The sequence below is a fragment of the Lactivibrio alcoholicus genome (genome assembly GCF_055390895.1).
Window position 1 is genome coordinate 798,705 of record NZ_AP042471.1, and the last position, 17,242, is coordinate 815,946.

Genomic DNA, 17,242 nt, shown 5'->3' on the forward strand with positions numbered 1-17,242 from the left:
ACCCGCACGGCAGGGCCGGCAAGGAGGACCGGACAGAATGCCGCAAGACCAGCCCCGAATCTACCTCTCGTCGCCGCATATGAGCGGAGACGAACTCCCTCTTGTCAGAGAAGCGTTCGAGACGAACTGGATCGCCCCGCTCGGCCCGCACGTCGAAGCCTTCGAACGGGAACTCGCGGAACGCGTCGGCGTCGCCGCGGCGCTCGCGCTCAACTCCGGAACCGCCGCCCTGCACCTCGGACTCAAGTCTCTCGGCGTCAGCCCAGGAGATCGGATCTTCTGCTCGTCGTTCACGTTCATCGCGAGCGTCTCGCCTGTCGTCTGGCTCGGCGCGGAACCCGTCTTCATCGATTCGGAGCCCGACACGTGGAACATGTCTCCGGCGGCCCTCGAACGCGCGTTCGAAGACGCCGAACGAACCGGAACCATGCCGAAGGCCGTCATTCCGGCGGATCTCTACGGCCAGACGCCGCGGATGGATACGATTCTCGCACTGTGCGACCGCTACGGCGTTCCGCTCTTCGAGGACGCGGCGGAAGCCCTCGGCGCGACGTACAGGGGAAAGAGCGCCGGGAGTTTCGGCCGTTTCGGAGTGCTCTCGTTCAACGGAAACAAGATCATCACGACCTCGGGCGGAGGGGCGCTCCTCTCCGACGACGCGGACGCGATCGCGAAGGCCCGCTTCTGGTCGACGCAGGCGCGCGACCCCGCGCCCTGGTACCAGCACACCGAGATCGGCTACAACTACCGCCTCAGCAACGTCCTCGCGGCCATCGGTCGGGGGCAGCTGAGGCACCTCGACGAGCGCATCGCGCAACGTCGGGCCGTCTTCGACACGTACGTCCGCGCATTCGCTGACATCCCGGGGATCTCCTGGATGCCCGAGCCCGAGGGATGCTTCTCGATCCGGTGGCTCTCGACGGTCCTCATCGATCCCGACGTCCACTCGGTCACGCCCGTCGGGCTCATGGAAGCGCTCGCGCAGGAGAACATCGAATCCCGCCCGCTCTGGAAGCCGATGCACCTCCAACCCGTCTTCGCGAACAACGCCTACTACCCGCACTCGCCGGAAGGGATCTGCGACGGGCTGTTCCGCCGCGGCCTCTGCCTGCCGTCGGGGTCCAACCTGACCGAAGAGCAGCAGGGCCGCGTCATCGCGATCGTCCGCCGGGTGCTGCTCACGGGACGTTCACGGTGACGGCTGGGACGGCCGAAAAAACGGCGCGTCCTGCGGCGGACGCCGTCAAGCGCCTTCTCGACTGCCTCGTATCCGGAGCGGCGATCGTCGCGCTGTCGCCGCTCTTTCTCGCGCTCGCGATCTTCGTGCGGCGGCGCATGGGGTCGCCCGTTCTCTTCCGACATCCCCGGGCCGGAATGGGAGGACGCCCCTTCGTCATGTACAAGTTCCGGACGATGACAGACGACCGGGACGAACGCGGCGCCCTCCTGCCGGACGAACGCCGCCTGACCCCGACCGGGATCTTCATGCGGCGGTTCAGCCTCGACGAACTCCCGCAGCTCCTGAACGTTCTCAGGGGAGACATGAGCCTCGTCGGACCGCGCCCGCTCCTCGTCGACTACGTCCCGCTCTATACGCCGGAACAGCGGCGCCGGCTCGACGTCCTCCCCGGGATCACCGGATGGGCTCAGGTGAATGGGCGCAACGCGCTCTCGTGGGAGCAGAAGTTCGCGCTCGACACATGGTACGTCGATCACCGGAGCCTCGCGCTCGACGTTCGAATCCTGTTTCTGACCGCAGCGAGCGTCATCTCCGGCCGCGGTATCTCGCAGGACGGCTGTGCCACCATGCCGCGCTTCGAGGGAACGTCGTATGCCGGACGGACGGGAGAACACCGGTGAACCTCCTCGCCATCTTCCTGCGTTTCTTTCGCATCGGAGCGTTCACGATCGGCGGCGGCGTCGTCATGATCGGCGTCATCGAGGCGGAACTGCGCAACACGGAGCTGCTTTCAGACGACGAGATCTCCGATATGATCGTCCTCGCGACGGCCGTTCCCGGTCCGATGGCGACGAACCTCGCGTGGCTCGCGGGAGCTCGCCTTCCGAGACCCGGTACGACCGCACCATGGGGGATCGCGGGGTCGCTCGTCGCCGTCATCGGAACCGCGATGGCGCCGTTTCTGACGATCCTGTCGCTCTCGGGACTTCTGATCCGGTACATGGGAACTCCCTGGATGACCGCGTTCTTCCGAGGGGCTTCGGTCGGCGTCGTCGTGACGGTCGGCTGGGCGGTTCTCAGGATCACGCGGCTTGCCGTCACGGGGTGGCCCGAACTGGCGGGATACGCGACGACCATCTTTCTGCTCCTGGGAACGAAGATCCACCCGTTCCTCGCGCTCATTGGGGGAACGGCCGTCTGCGGGGCGCTGCTCTTCGGGAGGACGGCATGGAAACGATCCTGACGCTCGTCGCGGTCTTCGCCCGGATCGGGCTCGGCGCGTTCGGCGGGGGGCTCGCGATGATTCCGTTCTTCCACCACGAACTTGTCGCCTCGCACCCGTGGCTGACGGAGACCGAATTCGGAGAGGTCGTCTCGCTCGCGCAGATGACCCCTGGCCCGATCGCGATCAACGCCGCGACGTTCGTCGGCTACAGACTCGCGGGCGTTGCGGGATCCATCGCGGCGACCGCTGCCGTCGTCGGCGCGCCGCTCCTCGTCCTCGGGACCATCCTGTGGCTCTTCTCGCGGGCCCACGGAAAGACAAAGAAAGCCGTCGACGCGATCCGGGCCGCGCTCCGCCCCGCCGTCGCCGGGCTGCTTCTCGTCGCCCTCCAGACGCTCGCCCGTCCACTGCTCTTCGGGGCCCCGGTCCTCTGGGCGCTTCTCGTCGCGTGCGTCCTGCTCTCGCGGGTCCGCGTCCTCGCGTCCTACCCGCAGCGTCTCATCCTCGCCGCGGCGGTCGCCGGGCTGCTGTTCCTCCGTCCGTAACCTCACTTCGCGGCGCCTCGTCCGGCGTCGTTTCCCGACGCCCCGCGTTCCAGACGATCAGCGACCGGCCGGTCCCAAGACGGGAACGCAACGGCTCGAGTTCATCCGCCGAAAGCACGAGCGTCCGGATCTTTCTGCGGATGATCCCCTCCAGCTTGCCGACGAGGGAGTCGAGGTAGGCCCGGTCGATCTCGCCGACGAGGACGAGGTCGATGAGCCCGGAGTCGACGCCGCGCGCGTAGTCCCCCGTGATGAAGGCGAGTTCGACGTTCCCGAGCCGCGAGACGATCTGCTCGACGACCTGGTCGATCCCCGTCACCTTTCGGACGATTTTCTGAAGCTCGGGGAAGAGCGGATGGCGTTCGTTCGCGCGATAGAGCCGCGTCCGCCCGTCTCCCTCCTCCGCGGCCGCTTCGAGAAATCCCGCCTTCGAGAGGCGGTTCAGTTCCACGCGGACGGAGTTCGTCGATTCGCCGAACTCGTCGGCAAGTCCGCGAAGATAGGCGCTCGTGCCGGGATTCAGGAAGAACTTGAGGAGGAGCTTCAGGCGGGTCTTCGACGTGATGAGGGAATCGAGCACGGATCATTTCCCCCGGACGGGGGCGGTCGCGTGGAGGTAATCCGCGTACGTCCGTTCGATTCCGTCCCGCAACGCGATCGAATGTCGCCACCCGAGAGCATGAAGGCGCGTGACATCGAGAAGCTTCCGGGGCGTCCCGTCGGGCTTCGACGCGTCCCACCGGATCGTGCCCCCGTACCCGACGACGTCCCGGACGATCGTCGCCAGCTCGCGGATCTCGAGGTCCTCGCCCGTCCCGATATTCACGATTTCCGATCCGTCGTACGTCTCCATGAGGAAGACGCACGCGTCCGCGAGGTCGTCCACGTGGAGGAACTCGCGCCTCGGCGTCCCGGTCCCCCAGAGAACGACCTCCGGCGCCCCGGACCGCTTCGCGTCGTCGAACTTCCGGATCATCGCGGGCAGGACGTGCGACGTCTCGAGGTCGTAGTTGTCGCCGGGTCCGTAGAGGTTCGTCGGCATGACGGAAATGTAATTCGTCCCGTACTGCCGGTTGTACGACCTGCAAAGCACGATTCCGGCGATCTTCGCGACCGCGTAGGGTTCGTTCGTCGGTTCGAGCGGCCCCGTCAGGAGCGCCGACTCCGGGATCGGCTGCGGCGCGAATTTCGGGTAGATGCACGAACTTCCGAGGAAGAGGAGCTTTGTCGCGCCGGACAGGTAGGCCGCGGTGACGACGTTCGCCTGGACGACGAGATTCTCCCTGATGAAATCGGCCGGCCAGGTGTCGTTCGCGTGGATTCCGCCGACCTTCGCGGCCGCGAGGACGACCCAGTCGGGCCGTTCGGACCGGAAGAAAGCGTCCGTCGCCGCGGCGTCGAGAAGATCGAGCTCGCTCCGCGTCCGCGCGACGAGGGAATCGTACCCCTTCGCGACGAGTCTGCGGAAGATCGCACTCCCGACGAGGCCCCGGTGTCCCGCGACGTAGACGCGCGGCGACGGCGTCATCAGCAGTCCTCCAGCGCGGGCCCCATCGCGTAGCCCGCGTCCGAACAGAGCTTGTCGCGGCGGAACAGTTCGAGATCGCTCTTCACCATCCGGCGGACGAGTTCGGGGAACGGGACCTTCGGCTCCCAGCCGAGATCGCGCTTCGCCTTGGACGGATCACCGAGCAACAGTTCGACTTCGGTCGGACGGAAGTACCGCGGATCGACCTCGACGAGCGTCTCTCCGGTCGCCGCGTTCACGCCCTTTTCGTCGACGCCGCTCCCCCGCCACTCGACGGCGATTCCGACCTCTCCGAACGCCCGCTCGACGAATTCGCGGACGGAGTGGGTCTCCCCCGTCGCGAGGACGAAATCGTCCGGCTTCGAATGCTGCAGGATCCGCCACATGCCCTCGACGTAGTCCGCCGCGTGCCCCCAGTCGCGCTTCGCGTTCAGGTTGCCGAGATAGGTCTTCTTCTGGAGTCCGAGCGCGATCTTCGCGACGGCGCGCGTGATCTTCCGCGTGACGAACGTCTCGCCCCGGCGTTCCGATTCGTGGTTGAACAGGATTCCGTTGCTCGCGAACATTCCGTAGGCCTCCCGGTAGTTGACCGTGATCCAGTAGGCGTAGAGCTTCGCGGCGGCGTAGGGGCTCCGCGGATAGAACGGCGTCGTCTCCCTCTGGGGCGTCTCCCGAACCTTTCCGTAGAGCTCGCTCGTCGACGCCTGGTAGAAGCGCGTCGTCTCCCCGAGACCGAGAATCCGTATCGCCTCGAGGAGGCGCAGTGTTCCGAGCGCGTCGGAATTCGCCGTGTACTCGGGTTCCTCGAACGAGACCTTCACGTGGCTCTGGGCGGCAAGGTTGTAGATTTCGCGGGGACGGACCTCCTGGATGATCCGGATAAGGTTCGACGAATCGGTCAGATCCCCGTAGTGGAGCCTGAAGCGCGGGCGCCCGCCGCCGGAACCGGCCGATTCGTGGAGATCCTCGTACAGGTGGTCGATACGCCCCGTGTTGAACAGGGAGCTTCGCCGCTTGATCCCGTGAACCTCGTACCCCTTCGACAGCAACAGCTCCGAGAGGTACGCCCCGTCCTGCCCCGTAATGCCCGTAATCAGCGCGTGCTTCGTCATCAGGAATCCTCCAGGATCGAGATTCGTTCCCTCAAAAACGCGGACTCGAATCTTCCGGTATTCCGAGTATTTTTCCTACTCGCACCTGCTCTATCCGCGATTATAGGAACCGGGTCATTTTCTGTCCAGCGGTCGGGCCAGCATGAGTGGGACCAGAAACAGAACTATCGCGAGTGAGTACCCGTTCGTACCGCATCCGGTTTTATCCTCGCCACGTCCCGATACGGGCGAAGGGACCATTGGCGTCGTCGTCTGGCTGGGACGCCATGTAGGGGTCAGTTCTGGAACGGAAGTCGGGACGGGTGTTGCGGACGGAGAAAGTGATGGCATCTGGGTGAGAATTGCCGTCGGCGACGGGATAACTTCGTAGCTCCATGTCGCGCCTTCCCTGATCGCACCGTACGTGTCGGTCGCAACGAGGCGCCAGAAGACCGGCGACGAATCGCGCAGCGAGTCCGGAAGATCCACCGAAAGGACGGCTTCTCCGGATAGAATCTTCGCGCCTTCTTCGAGAAAGTCCGTTTTCCACTTCGCATCAGAAGCGTAGACGGAGTACGACACGCCGTCGCTCTCGTCGTCGCTGCACGCATTCCATGACAGAGCGTCCGGAGGGGCCGCGAGTACGCCGGCGTCCGGAGGATTCGGCCCCGACGGCGCCGATGGCGGTTCGTTCCGGACAAGAAGCGTTTTCACCGCACGCGACAGCGCATCCCAGTACGACACGACGACCGCGTCGCCGGAAAGAGCCGCGGCGCAGCGGCTGCCGAGAACGGAATCGGGATCCGGGACGTGAATCCGCCATTCTCCCGTCCGGTCCGTCAGCATCCGGACACCTCCGGCCGTTCCGCCCGAATAGAAGACGTACGACTTTCCGCGACGGTCCGTCAGACTCGTCGCAAACCCACCGGTTCCCGGAGCGGCATCGAGAGTGTCCGGAGCGCTCCAGACGTCTCCGGAAAAGATGCGGCAGCAGAGATTCCTCTTTTCGACGTTGCCGGAATTGTTCTTGAAAAAAGCGGCGAGAGATCCGTCAGGAAGTGGAAGGAGCGATACTCCGTCCAGAGATTCGAACCCCTCCGTAATTCTCGGCTTTGTCCAGATATTGTCATGATACGGGTAGTTTCTGTACTTGAGCACCATCGTATCGGTTCTGTAATACGCGAAATGCATCATTCCACTTGAATCGATAACGATATCGCAGGATGCTCCCGCAGAATACTGCATTCTCCCATCGAGGTCGATGATCTTATTCGCCAGAAGAGTTCCGGAGGTCGGGGAAATCAGCTTCGGCAGCCCATTGTTCGGATAGAGGGTATCCCGCGTCACGATAAGGGTCCACGGAATCCCGACGCGATCGATGGCAAGCGAGAGGCCTTGTTCCTTCGCGGAAGGCATCTCCCCGACATACTCCTTCGAAGCGACCTCCCAACCGGCGCCCGGACGCCCCCTGGCCGTCATCAGCGAATGTCCGAGCGGGGTGTGATACCAGACCGCGAACAGATCCCCGTTTCCAAGCGTGCAGCACCGGCCCCACGTTCCGGAGTCGGCGGGCGCAGAGAGCGCCTCGAAGCTCCATGCGTCCGGACCGCCCCATGCGAGTCGAGCCCCCGTCGTCTGGCCGTCGGAATACAGCACCGCGATCCCCCATTTCCCCACCGCGACGGAAGTCCGGCAGGGGTTCGGCTGCGGCTCGACGAGATGGACGTCCCAGCTCAGGGCAAACGCGTCGGGACCGGATGCGGAAACGATCAGCAGGGCGCACGCAACGAAAAGAGACCGAATGCGACGACGCAAGGACATCGAATCACTCCCGGACGTAAAGATGTTTCTATCTTATCGTTCGATAGTACATCTTTGCACTTTTGATTTTTCAGTTCGAAAAGTTAATCTTCCGGCAACACTCTCCTCCTTCTCGTTGAACCCTCTCTCCGTACCGGGACATTTCTTCATCGCCTCCCCGGAGCATCCCGTTCCGGGGTCGCGTCGACGGGTCGGATACGTCTTTTTTCGAAATCGCCCGCCTCATCTCCCCGGAAAACAATTGCCCAACAAAATGACGGAATCCCAAGGAAAGCGGAATAATCGGCCCTCTCCGCCCTCCTGCGGACCCTCTCATTCTTTCGAGCCGCTATAATTGTAAAAAGTCTCCGAAGGGGGCATCCGTATGTCGTTCATTCGCACAATCCTCGCCATGGCATGCTGTTTTTCGCTGTTCGGCGGACACCCGGCCGCAGCATCCGACGGAACGCGGCCTGTCCCGCTCCCCGAGGGAGGGCCGAAGATCCGGGAACTCTACATGACCGTTATCCGCGACCAGGACGCACAGATCCTCGCGCTCGAAAAGGGAACGGTGGACATTCTCGGCGACCTCGCGCGTCCGACCGACATCGACCGGCTGACCGCGAACCCGTCGGTCGAACTCTCGCTCGCGCAGGGCTTCCATGGCTTCTTCCTCGGATTCAACGTCCGGACATTCCCGTGGAACGCCGTCGAACTCCGCCGGGCCGCCTGCGAGGTCATCCCGCGCGACTCGCTCATCCGCAGGCTCTTCGGCGGTTACGCCGAATCTCTGACCACATTCCTGCCACCGGCGTCCCCCTACTTCGAGCCGGACGTCGCGCTGTACGGGTATTCCCCCGTCGCGGCGCGCGCACGTCTGAAAGCGGCCGGGTGGACGTGGAACCCGCAGGGAACGCTCGTCTCTCCTGAAGGGAAAGCCCTCTCTCCGATGAAGCTCATGACGCCGACCGCGCAGGTCGCGCCGACGACCGCCGAACTCGCCGTCACGATCGCCGAAGCCCTCTCGTCGATCGGCATCCCGATCCAGGCCGATCCGATGGATTTCTCGACGATGATCTCCCGGATGAACGAGCGGAAATTCGACGCCTACGTCATGGCGTGGCAGATGAGCCGCGACCCCGATTCGCTCTTCGTCTTCTACCACTCGAGCATGGACGTCGAGGGAGGTTACAACATCCCGGGGATCTCCGACCCCGCGCTCGACGCGATTCTCGAACGCCTTCGCTACGCACCGGACGAGGCGGAAGCCCGAAATGCCGCGAGCGACGCGCAGAAGGCGCTCTCGCGCATCGTCCCGGTCGTGCCGCTCTACAGCCGCTACTCCGTCTCGGCCATCCGCAAGGGCTGGAAGGGAACGCTGACCACAGAGAGAAGCACCGTCGACAACACATGGACGCTCCTCGGAATGGAGCGCGAGAACGCAGATCCCCGCCCGCTTTTCATGACGCTCGGCGAGGAGCCCAGGACGCTGAATCCGGTCTCGGCGAGCGCCGCGACCGACTGGCAGGTTCTCGGCCTCCTCTACGACTCCCTCATCGCGGTCGATCCCGCCACTCTCGGCGACATCCCGTGGATCGCCCTCTCGTGGGACGTCGCGACCGAACCGTCGGCGACACCGTCCGGGAAAGCGGGAACACGGCTGACATTCCGGCTTCGGGACGGCGTAACCTGGCACGACGGTGCGCCGCTCACGGCACGGGACGCCGCATTCACGATCCACTACCTCAAGGCCAATAATGTTCCGCGGTACCTCGATTCCGTCGGCGGTGTCACGTCCGTCGAAACGCCGGACGACCTGACGCTCGTCGTCCACCTCGACCGGACGAGTTACTGGAGCCTTCACAACATCGGCGGACTCCCGATTCTCCCGGCCCACATCCTGAAAAGCGTCTCCGACTGGCGGAGCTGGCAGCCGGCGCGCGAGAAAAGCGCGCTCAGACCGGACATGAGCAACCTCGTCGGTTCCGGCCCGTTCGTCTTCGCGGGATACAAACCCGGCGAATACGTCCGTTTCCTGCGGAACGATTCCTTCTGGACACGCCCCCGGCCATGACGCGACGCCTGCTTCAGTCCCTGCTCGTGCTGGCCGTCGTGCTGGCGCTCAACTTCATCCTTTTCCGGATCATGCCGGGCGACCCGGTCGCGAGCATCGTCGACCCGCGTTTCTCTCCGGAGGCGAAGGCCGCCCTGCGCGCGCAGTACGGACTCGACCGCCCGATGCCCGAGCAGTTTCTGCTCTACCTGGAGCAGATGACGACGTTCCGTTTCGGTGTCTCGTTCCTTACCGGGCGCCCGGTGATCGAAGAGCTCGCGTCGCGACTCCCGAATACCGTGGCGCTCCTGGCGACATCGCTCGCTCTCTCGGCCGTTCTCGGTATATGGCTCGGAATCCGGGCGGCCGCGAGGCGGGGTTCGTGGATCGAGAAGTTCGTCCTGCTCTCCGGCGCCGTCACTTTTTCCTTTCCGTCATTCTTCGTCCAGCTCGTGCTTCTCATGGTCTTTTCGGTCTTTTGGCCGATATTCCCCCTGCGCGGAACCGTCTCGATTCCGCCGATGCAGGGAATCGCAGGCATTCTGGACTACGCGCGGCACCTCGCGCTTCCGGTTTTTTCGCTCGTCATCCTCGGCTTCGGCGGATGGGCGCTCTACGTCCGCAACCTGATGGTCAAGACGCTCTCCGAAGACTTCATCCTCCTCGCCCGGGCGCGAGGACTCACGTCGAAACGGATCCTCTGGGGACATGCCTTCCGGACCGTGCTGCCGCCGATTCTCACGGTCCTTCTGCTCTCGCTCCCCGGAATCGTCTCCGGCGCCGTCATCACGGAAACCGTCTTCTCGCTCCACGGCGTCGGACGCTTCCTCCTCGACTCGGTCTCGGGACACGACTATCCCGCAGCGGGCGCGGCCTTCTACATCCTCGCGCTTCTCACGGTCGGCTGCAACATTCTGGCCGATGTCCTCTACCGCGTCGTCGATCCACGCGTGCGGGCGGTCGGGCGATCATGAAGATCTTCGGGCGCTGGAGCGTTCTCGCGCTTCTGATCCTGCTCTCCGCGGCCGTATTCTCGCCGGCGATCACCCCCGATCCCCTGAAGGAAACCGGAGCGCCGTACTCCAGGCCGCTCTGGGCCGACAGGACGATTCCGCCTTCTTCCGAGTACTCGCTCGGCACGACGGTCCGATCGCTCGCCTTCGACTGGACCTTCGCACCTCCCTCGAATATCGTCGTCGAAGGAACGGGCCTTTCAGCCACGGCGTCGCCGTGGGTCGTGACGCTCAGGGCGCCCGACGGAAGAAAATCCGTCCTCGCGTCCTCCGCGACGCTCCCGAAGGCCGACCGATTCCTTCTCGACGGGCGCGATCTGTCGTTCAAACGCGCACTCGGAATGCCGCCGCTCGCGAACATTCCGCGCGTGCTTTTCGCTACGCACGGGCGTTACGAACTCGCCGCATCGGGCGACCTCCCGTCCGACGCGAGCGTCGCCGTCAGGCTCGCGGGAGGCCGATCGGGCATCCTCGGAACCGACGGACGCGGACGGGACGTCTGGGCCGTCTTCGTCGCGGGCATCCGGATCTCGCTCGTCATCGGCATCGCCGCGACGCTGGTCGCCTCGCTCCTCGGACTCGCCGCCGGGCTCGCTGCCGGATACCTCGGAGGCGCGACGGATCAGATCCTCATGCGCCTCGTCGATATCCTCCTCTCGATCCCGACGCTCCCGATCCTCATGGTGTTGGCCTCCGTCTGGGGCAAGGGGCTCTGGCAACTCGTTCTGATCCTGTCGATATTTTCATGGATGGGCACGGCGCGCACGATCCGGTCGATGACGATGACGCTTCGCGACGCCCCCTTCGTCGAGGGCTTGCGAGGCATCGGAGCCCGACCGTGGTACATCATCGCGCGCCATCTCGCGCCGGAAGCGCTGCCGCTGCTTCTGGCAACCGTCGCGCTCGGCGTTCCCGGAGCGGTCCTCGCCGAGGCCGGACTGTCATTCCTCGGCCTTTCCGACCCACGAATCCTCTCATGGGGCCGTATGCTCCACGAAGCGCACGCCGGCGGCGCGTTCACGGCGGGCGCCTGGTGGGTGCTGCTCCCGCCGGGGCTCGGAATATCGCTGCTCTGCCTGATCTTTCTGGACATCGGCCGGACGCTCGAGGAAATCGTCGATCCGCGGCTTCGCCCGGGCGACGGCGCACGGTCAAGCGCAACGGAGGGAGAAAGTCGCGCATGAACGTCACAAAAACACTCAACGGAGACCAATCCGGGCTCGTCATCCAAAATTTGAACGTCACCTACCGGTCGGGAGCACGGACCGTCCACGCCGTCCGTGGCGTCGATCTCGAGGTTTCTTCGCGGGGCATGACCGCGCTCGTCGGAGAGTCTGGGTCGGGAAAGAGTACCCTCGTCATGGCAATCCTCGGACTGCTGCCGAACGGGACGGACATCTCGGGCGACATCCGGATCGGGAAGGATTCGATTCTCGGGCTCGACGACGATGCGCTCCGCGCCTACCGCTGGAAGCGCGTCGCGCTCGTCCCGCAGGGAGCCATGAACGCGTTCACGCCCGTCCTAACGGTCGGACGTCACATCAGGGAAACGCTCGAATTCCACATGAAACTCTCACGGCGCGACGCGGAACACCGGACGAGAGAACTCCTCGAGAAGGCGGGGCTTCCCGCCGATCTCGCGAACCGCTACCCGCACGAACTCTCGGGCGGGCAGAAACAGCGCGCCGCGGTCGCCCTCGCGATCGCCTGCGAACCGGACATCCTTCTCGCCGACGAACCGACCACCGCGCTCGACGTCGTCGTCCAGCGCGAGGTCATGGACGCGATCGCGAACCTCGCGTCGGAACGGCCGGACGGCGCGTCCCGCCCCACGGGGGTTCTCCTCGTCACGCACGACCTGCCGCTCGCGCTCTCCCGCGCCGGCTACATCAACGTGATGTACCGCGGCGAGATCGTCGAACGCGGCACACCCGAAAGTCTTCTCGATTCCCCGCGGCACGCGCACACGAAGGCCCTTCTCGAAGGATCGCTCGTATCGCGGTCCGCTTTTTCCCATCAGGAGGAACGCGCATGACGACCACGACGGCGGACGCGCTCGACATCCGGTCCCTTTCCGTCACGTTCGATGGCGGAAGACGAAACCATTCGGGGCACATGGCGCTTTCGGACGTCACCCTGAACCTTGCGAGGGGAAGCGCGCTCGCGATCGTCGGGGAGTCGGGAAGCGGCAAGACGACGCTTCTCCGCGTCGCGCTGCGATTGCAGCGGGACGGCGTCTCCGGAAGGGTCGCGCTTCTCGGGCGCGATCTCGAGAACTGCGGCGACGAAGACCTGATCTCACTGCGCCGACGATGCGGCTACGTCTGCCAGGACCCGTACGGCGGACTGCCGCCGACGCTTTCCGCGATCGACGCCGCAACGGAGCCGTGGACGGTCGTCCACGGCAGAAGATCCGCGCCGGAAGCTCGCGAACGGGCGCGTTCCATCCTCGCGTCGCTCGGCATCGAGGGGGACGAACTTCTCAACTCCCGCGTCCGGCTCCATCTCTCCGGTGGACAGCGCCAGCGCGTCGCCGTGGCCCGCGCGCTCATCCTCGAACCCGAACTCCTCCTGTGCGACGAACCGACGAGCATGCAGGACGCAAGCACGCGGATGGACGTCGTGAAGGTTCTTCTTCGGGCCGTGAAAAACGGCGCCGCGATGGTCTTCGTCACGCACGACCTCGCGCTCGCATCCCGCGTCGCGGACCGCGTCGTCGTGCTCAGGCGCGGCCGGGTCGTCGAGACGGGAAACGCCCGCGAGGTTCTTTCGTCCCCCCGGGCGGAATACACGAAGCAGCTCGTCGACGCGCTGCCGCGGCTCGAACGTTCCGAACATGCACATTGCGTTGTCCGATAGCGCCGCTGATTGTTGCGGACTTTTTTTTCAGAAATCAACTGAGGCAAAGCTGTGTTGTTGTTTTCCAGGAGGCAGAGATGAAGCTCTGTATCGCCCCTCTCCAAGGTAATTCCGAATTATCCCGGCGTCTTCGCCAGACTGTTGAAGGCAAAGGCCCACCCCATCCTCGACCCATTGATACTGAGCGAATATGTGAACCGGTATTGCCGATCGTCAATCTCTGCCAAACTCACGCAATACCGGCCGATTCGCTGGATCTTCGCCGGGCATTGACGGATTTCTCCTCCGGCAAAATCGATCTCAATGACTCGCTTCGTGTCGATATCTGCCACCAACGGCAATATAAATTGTTGACACACGACTCCGATTTTCAATTCGGAGGAATCGACGTGCTGACCCTGAATCGAAAACTTCTGCAAGCGTGTCGATAATGACGCCAGCCGATGCTACAAAAACGACGCGCCGTCATTCCGGCAAAACAGGAAGCTCCGGGACGGCCTCGCGAAGTTTTCTGTAAAGGGTTTTCGCCTGAATCAAACGTTCCTTATCCGCTTTTTCAGGTTTGCGTCGAGCGGTTTCTCCCCAAGGATCAGGAGACATCTCTCTCCGGGAGAGATACACCGCCGTAGCGGCAAGTTCGAGCTCTATCGAACGCGCACCCGAGGAAATCCGGATCAGGATTGTCTTGTGCTCATCAGGCTTCCACGTGGCGCTTCCATCGGAATGATACGTCGCGTACTCGCCTCCCCAGGAAGTAGGAGAAAGTTCCTCCCGCAACATCGATAGAAGTTTCGCATCCTGAACGGCCATCGAGAGATCTTCGCTGTAAGGGCCATAATGATGGTACTGAAAATGGAAATGCGGGCAAAGCCCCGCGCTTTTCAGCAGGTATGCGATTTTCTGGAGTTTGGTGCGGCCAATCAGCGTTCCCCCCGCCTCACGGACAATATTGGCGACAAGCTCGGCGCACTCTCTTCTCAGCATGTTTTTTCATCCCCCTTGTCCGGACAAAACCCTGCACTTACTCTCGCAATCATATCCTCGACATGTTTTCTCGATGTAGTATCGGCTTCACTTATATATGCTCTGGAAAACCAGAATTTTTCTATGTTTTTTACGATCATGGAATATTCTCCGATGTCGTCCGTCCCGCCATTTGCGGTTCGGACCTGGATTCGATTCAACTGTTTCGCGCTGTTCTGCTTATACGGCAAGCGCTCTCCATGATCGACCAGGACCGCCGGAATCTGCAGTTTTTGCTCCCTGTCCCACTCTTTCAAGGCGTCTTCAACCTTCAGACAGGCGTTTTCCAGGTCTTTGCCCACTATGCCTTTTTGTTCAAGCTTCTCCCGAATGTCGATACACTTGAAAAGCCTGCGGTTCAAAATACGTCCGGAAAAATCTTTTACAAGCGGATCCTTGCTGCTTTTTTCCAGGAAAGAAAGCGCGCCCCATACCACCATGTCATCAAGAGCAAACATCCGCAAAACATCGTCCGGTTTTTCGGCAAACACCAACAGAGGATGCTGTCGCGGAAGACCGATACGTTTCCACGAACCCTCTCCGGCCAGAGTTAGGAGTCGCACCAAAAGGGCCGTAAAAAGTTTCTCCGCTCCGCGCGTCGCCTTATGAAAATACACCGTCGGATACAGCTGGAAGAGATTCAGGATATACGACTCGGCTGCATGAATAGCCTTGCGATTGAGAACCAGGGTTTCTACCTCGTTAACCGATTCATCGTCTACTCCGGATGAAATACGTCCGATCTCAAGGTTTGAAAGAATCCATTCGAGATCGACCATCCCAAGTTGCGTCCCCGTCATGATACGATCCCGCTGCATATAGTCAAGCCGATCCGCATCGAACTGACTCGACACCACGGCGCTGTAGATGTCGTTCTGCTCGGACGCGATTACGGCGCTTACATCGTCGTCAAAACCGCTTCCACGCGTTTTCAGGGCTTTGCTGACGTCGCCTTCACGCAACAACCACGCAGTGACAGTTTCGTGATTCGCCAACTGTATATCGAGCGTGCGTCCGACATCCTCAAACGCGTGACTGAAAGGACCGTGTCCCAAATCATGCACCAAAGCGGCCGCCAGAGCCATTTCTGACCGCGCTTCGTCAAATCCGTCCTGCTGTCGACGAATGATCTCCATAAGCCGCCGCGCCATATGATACACGCCAAGGCTGTGCGCGAAACGGGTATGCGTCGCGCCGGGATACACGAACTCCGAGAAACCTAACTGGCGAATCCTGCGCAACCTTTGGAACTCTTTCGTCTGGATGACCTTCCACATCGCGTCGTCAAATGAGTTTTCGCCGAATTCGATCAGATTGTAGAGCGGGTCGCGGATACGCTGCAGTCTATAATCCGGAATGGCGCTCACATCCTCGCAAAATGAAGTTTTTTACAATTATAATCACTCATTTCTCCATCTCGACGCTCATCCAACGCACCATACCAAGTCATGCGCCAGAAAATATCATTTTCCAAACCGAGAAGAATACCCCGCCCGGACGGCCTGCTCCATACGGGCGACTTCATCATCCGACAGGAACGCGAAATGGTCCGAGCGTTTTCGTCCGGAGAGTCTACCATCGTTTTGCAGGCAGAAGCGGATAAAGATGTCGATTTTTCTGTCGGGAATGTCTGCGATCTCCCGAATGGCGTGTTTCGTCCTGTCGTAGTTCGCCAGAAACGCAAGTTCATCCGCGAGTTCCGTATCGATCGTTCATTCGACAAAACGAAAGAGCGCTTCCGCCTGCGGGGTCATGTCGATATATCGATACCATATGGCTGTATCGTTGCCGATGGTCATGCGGCCTTCCCCCTCGAGCGAATAGTCCACGAAAGGCATGAGATGTCGCGAGAATGCTTCCAGAGATGCGCCGTACCCGGCGCGATCCTTCAGCATCGCCGCCGATACGGGAAACATGATCCCCTCGGGCGTGAAGCCGCGTCGGGCGAGAATGTTGTGGATCAGGAAGCGGTGAATCCGCCCGTTTCCGTCCTCGAACGGGTGCAAAAAGACGAATCCCCAGGCGACGACCGCGGCATGGATCACGGCGGCCCGGCCAGTATCGCGACGGATAGGTCTCTTCGGTTGCTCCGTCCGTGACGTCGATCCGATGCTCGCCCGTCTGTGCGACGAAGGATCTGCGCCAATTCGGAATGACGTCAAGGCAAAATCGTTCGATGAGCGCCTCATACCCCGCCGGTCTTCGTGCGGACTTCACGGGAATGTTTTCGGACACGGCTTCCTCCCTGAAAAACGATTATGGATCCTGAAGAATGATTATATTCTACGCCATTCTCCGAAAAACGATTATACCCGCGGCCATCAATTTCGCGAAGCCGCCCCCGGCTCTGCCCTAGTCCTCCGTCTCGACGCTCAGCCGGCGGTGAAGCTCGGGCAGTGAGATTCCGGTCTTCCGCGAGATCTCGAGGAGGTCGTCGTATTCGAGCGACCGATGAATGTTCTCGCCGCCGAGCATCGCATCCTTGCGCCGCACCGTTCCGAGCGACGTCTCCCGCGGACGCGATTCCGAACGTGCCTTGAGCCGATCCACGGCGATGCAGCGCATCCCGAGCGTCGTCGTGTGGCGCAGGATTATCGCCGCCATCGTCTCCCGGTCCTCAGTCCGGCAGAGGCATGAGAGGCGTACCGCAGGGCGCCCCTTCTTCATCATGATCGACTCGAGCCACACGTCGAGCGCCCCCGCCTCGAAGAGACGCTCCATCGCGGGCGCGTAGAACTGCGGGTTCATGTCATCGATATTCGTCTCGAGCACCACGCCGGTGTCACGCTCCAGCGGCTCTCCCGCCACGAAGACCGGAACACCCGCGAGGTTCTTTCGTCCCCCCGGGCGGAATACACGAAGCAGCTCGTCGACGCACTGCCGCGGCTCGAACGTCGATCGGGCGTCGCCGGGTGAAACAGTGAC

At 62.5% G+C, this 17,242-nt stretch carries 18 protein-coding genes; 10 read left to right on the plus strand and 8 right to left on the minus strand.

The window, feature by feature from the left end; translation table 11 throughout:
* The first annotated feature begins 37 nt into the window (after positions 1–37).
* From ACZ5IU_RS03975 to ACZ5IU_RS03990, 4 genes are read left to right on the plus strand one after another with little or no spacing between them, the layout of a single operon-like run.
* Positions 38–1,198, plus strand: coding sequence for a DegT/DnrJ/EryC1/StrS family aminotransferase (locus ACZ5IU_RS03975; RefSeq protein WP_464420737.1), 1,161 nt, complete (start codon positions 38–40; stop codon positions 1,196–1,198).
* Entirely contained in the window at positions 1,195–1,860 is a 666-nt protein-coding gene (locus ACZ5IU_RS03980) for a sugar transferase (RefSeq protein ID WP_464420739.1), read from the plus strand. The genes ACZ5IU_RS03975 and ACZ5IU_RS03980 overlap by 4 nt, the downstream gene beginning before the upstream one ends.
* Positions 1,857–2,423 (plus strand): chromate transporter, encoded by a 567-nt coding sequence (locus ACZ5IU_RS03985; protein WP_464420741.1) that lies wholly within the window; start codon positions 1,857–1,859, stop codon positions 2,421–2,423. The genes ACZ5IU_RS03980 and ACZ5IU_RS03985 overlap by 4 nt, the downstream gene beginning before the upstream one ends.
* Positions 2,408–2,950 carry a chromate transporter gene (locus tag ACZ5IU_RS03990; protein WP_464420743.1) on the plus strand — a complete coding sequence of 181 codons (543 nt, stop codon included), beginning with the start codon at positions 2,408–2,410 and terminating at the stop codon, positions 2,948–2,950. The genes ACZ5IU_RS03985 and ACZ5IU_RS03990 overlap by 16 nt, the downstream gene beginning before the upstream one ends.
* On the opposite strand, the gene ACZ5IU_RS03995 is transcribed toward ACZ5IU_RS03990, so the two are convergent.
* The 4 genes from ACZ5IU_RS03995 to ACZ5IU_RS04010 all read right to left on the minus strand — a co-directional run bounded on the left by ACZ5IU_RS03995 (position 2,904) and on the right by ACZ5IU_RS04010 (position 7,390).
* Positions 2,904–3,530 (minus strand): ArsR family transcriptional regulator, encoded by a 627-nt coding sequence (locus tag ACZ5IU_RS03995; protein ID WP_464420745.1) that lies wholly within the window; start codon positions 3,528–3,530, stop codon positions 2,904–2,906. The two genes, ACZ5IU_RS03990 and ACZ5IU_RS03995, sit on opposite strands and share 47 nt — an antisense overlap.
* A gap of 3 nt (positions 3,531–3,533) precedes the next feature.
* Positions 3,534–4,478 carry a GDP-L-fucose synthase family protein gene (locus ACZ5IU_RS04000; protein ID WP_464420747.1) on the minus strand — a complete coding sequence of 315 codons (945 nt, stop codon included), beginning with the start codon at positions 4,476–4,478 and terminating at the stop codon, positions 3,534–3,536.
* Positions 4,478–5,590, minus strand: a complete 1,113-nt coding sequence (gene gmd, locus ACZ5IU_RS04005) for a GDP-mannose 4,6-dehydratase (protein WP_464420749.1) — start codon at positions 5,588–5,590, stop codon at positions 4,478–4,480. Before gmd ends, ACZ5IU_RS04000 begins: the two co-directional genes overlap by 1 nt.
* A gap of 114 nt (positions 5,591–5,704) precedes the next feature.
* Complete coding sequence (locus ACZ5IU_RS04010) at positions 5,705–7,390, minus strand: hypothetical protein (RefSeq protein ID WP_464420751.1); 1,686 nt, start codon at positions 7,388–7,390, stop codon at positions 5,705–5,707.
* A gap of 364 nt (positions 7,391–7,754) precedes the next feature.
* Here ACZ5IU_RS04010 and ACZ5IU_RS04015 point away from each other — a divergent pair, with 364 nt between their 5' ends.
* The 6 genes from ACZ5IU_RS04015 (at position 7,755) to ACZ5IU_RS04040 (ending at position 13,725) form a co-directional block, all read left to right on the plus strand.
* Positions 7,755–9,443 carry an ABC transporter substrate-binding protein gene (locus ACZ5IU_RS04015; protein ID WP_464420753.1) on the plus strand — a complete coding sequence of 563 codons (1,689 nt, stop codon included), beginning with the start codon at positions 7,755–7,757 and terminating at the stop codon, positions 9,441–9,443.
* On the plus strand, positions 9,440–10,396 hold the full coding sequence (locus ACZ5IU_RS04020; RefSeq protein ID WP_464420755.1) for an ABC transporter permease: 957 nt from the start codon (positions 9,440–9,442) through the stop codon (positions 10,394–10,396). The genes ACZ5IU_RS04015 and ACZ5IU_RS04020 overlap by 4 nt, the downstream gene beginning before the upstream one ends.
* Positions 10,393–11,619 carry an ABC transporter permease gene (locus ACZ5IU_RS04025; protein WP_464420757.1) on the plus strand — a complete coding sequence of 409 codons (1,227 nt, stop codon included), beginning with the start codon at positions 10,393–10,395 and terminating at the stop codon, positions 11,617–11,619. The genes ACZ5IU_RS04020 and ACZ5IU_RS04025 overlap by 4 nt, the downstream gene beginning before the upstream one ends.
* Complete coding sequence (locus ACZ5IU_RS04030) at positions 11,616–12,470, plus strand: ABC transporter ATP-binding protein (RefSeq protein ID WP_464420759.1); 855 nt, start codon at positions 11,616–11,618, stop codon at positions 12,468–12,470. Before ACZ5IU_RS04025 ends, ACZ5IU_RS04030 begins: the two co-directional genes overlap by 4 nt.
* Positions 12,467–13,294, plus strand: a complete 828-nt coding sequence (locus ACZ5IU_RS04035; RefSeq protein WP_464420761.1) for an ATP-binding cassette domain-containing protein — start codon at positions 12,467–12,469, stop codon at positions 13,292–13,294. Before ACZ5IU_RS04030 ends, ACZ5IU_RS04035 begins: the two co-directional genes overlap by 4 nt.
* A gap of 77 nt (positions 13,295–13,371) precedes the next feature.
* Positions 13,372–13,725, plus strand: a complete 354-nt coding sequence (locus tag ACZ5IU_RS04040; protein WP_464420763.1) for a hypothetical protein — start codon at positions 13,372–13,374, stop codon at positions 13,723–13,725.
* 34 nt (positions 13,726–13,759) lie between these two features.
* On the opposite strand, the gene ACZ5IU_RS04045 is transcribed toward ACZ5IU_RS04040, so the two are convergent.
* From ACZ5IU_RS04045 to larC2, 4 genes are all read right to left on the minus strand, one after another.
* Positions 13,760–14,278 (minus strand): hypothetical protein, encoded by a 519-nt coding sequence (locus tag ACZ5IU_RS04045; RefSeq protein WP_464420765.1) that lies wholly within the window; start codon positions 14,276–14,278, stop codon positions 13,760–13,762.
* Positions 14,272–15,684, minus strand: coding sequence for an HD domain-containing protein (locus tag ACZ5IU_RS04050; RefSeq protein ID WP_464420767.1), 1,413 nt, complete (start codon positions 15,682–15,684; stop codon positions 14,272–14,274). The genes ACZ5IU_RS04045 and ACZ5IU_RS04050 overlap by 7 nt, the downstream gene beginning before the upstream one ends.
* A 345-nt stretch (positions 15,685–16,029) precedes the next feature.
* Positions 16,030–16,362, minus strand: coding sequence for a Fic family protein (locus ACZ5IU_RS04055; RefSeq protein ID WP_464420769.1), 333 nt, complete (start codon positions 16,360–16,362; stop codon positions 16,030–16,032).
* A gap of 307 nt (positions 16,363–16,669) precedes the next feature.
* Positions 16,670–17,125, minus strand: a complete 456-nt coding sequence (gene larC2, locus ACZ5IU_RS04060) for a nickel pincer cofactor biosynthesis protein LarC2 (protein WP_464420771.1) — start codon at positions 17,123–17,125, stop codon at positions 16,670–16,672.
* Positions 17,126–17,242 lie beyond the last annotated feature (117 nt).

Bases quoted from the DNA above. Each gene is read 5' to 3' on its own strand.
- ACZ5IU_RS03975 (WP_464420737.1), top strand. From the start codon at position 38: ATGCCGCAAGACCAGCCCCGAATCTACCTCTCGTCGCCGCATATGAGC.
- ACZ5IU_RS03990 (WP_464420743.1), top strand. From the start codon at position 2,408: ATGGAAACGATCCTGACGCTCGTCGCGGTCTTCGCCCGGATCGGGCTC.
- ACZ5IU_RS04000 (WP_464420747.1), bottom strand. From the start codon at position 4,478: ATGACGCCGTCGCCGCGCGTCTACGTCGCGGGACACCGGGGCCTCGTC.
- gmd (WP_464420749.1), bottom strand. From the start codon at position 5,590: ATGACGAAGCACGCGCTGATTACGGGCATTACGGGGCAGGACGGGGCG.
- ACZ5IU_RS04010 (WP_464420751.1), bottom strand. From the start codon at position 7,390: ATGTCCTTGCGTCGTCGCATTCGGTCTCTTTTCGTTGCGTGCGCCCTG.
- ACZ5IU_RS04015 (WP_464420753.1), top strand. From the start codon at position 7,755: ATGTCGTTCATTCGCACAATCCTCGCCATGGCATGCTGTTTTTCGCTG.
- ACZ5IU_RS04020 (WP_464420755.1), top strand. From the start codon at position 9,440: ATGACGCGACGCCTGCTTCAGTCCCTGCTCGTGCTGGCCGTCGTGCTG.
- ACZ5IU_RS04025 (WP_464420757.1), top strand. From the start codon at position 10,393: ATGAAGATCTTCGGGCGCTGGAGCGTTCTCGCGCTTCTGATCCTGCTC.
- ACZ5IU_RS04030 (WP_464420759.1), top strand. From the start codon at position 11,616: ATGAACGTCACAAAAACACTCAACGGAGACCAATCCGGGCTCGTCATC.
- ACZ5IU_RS04035 (WP_464420761.1), top strand. From the start codon at position 12,467: ATGACGACCACGACGGCGGACGCGCTCGACATCCGGTCCCTTTCCGTC.
- ACZ5IU_RS04040 (WP_464420763.1), top strand. From the start codon at position 13,372: ATGAAGCTCTGTATCGCCCCTCTCCAAGGTAATTCCGAATTATCCCGG.
- ACZ5IU_RS04045 (WP_464420765.1), bottom strand. From the start codon at position 14,278: ATGCTGAGAAGAGAGTGCGCCGAGCTTGTCGCCAATATTGTCCGTGAG.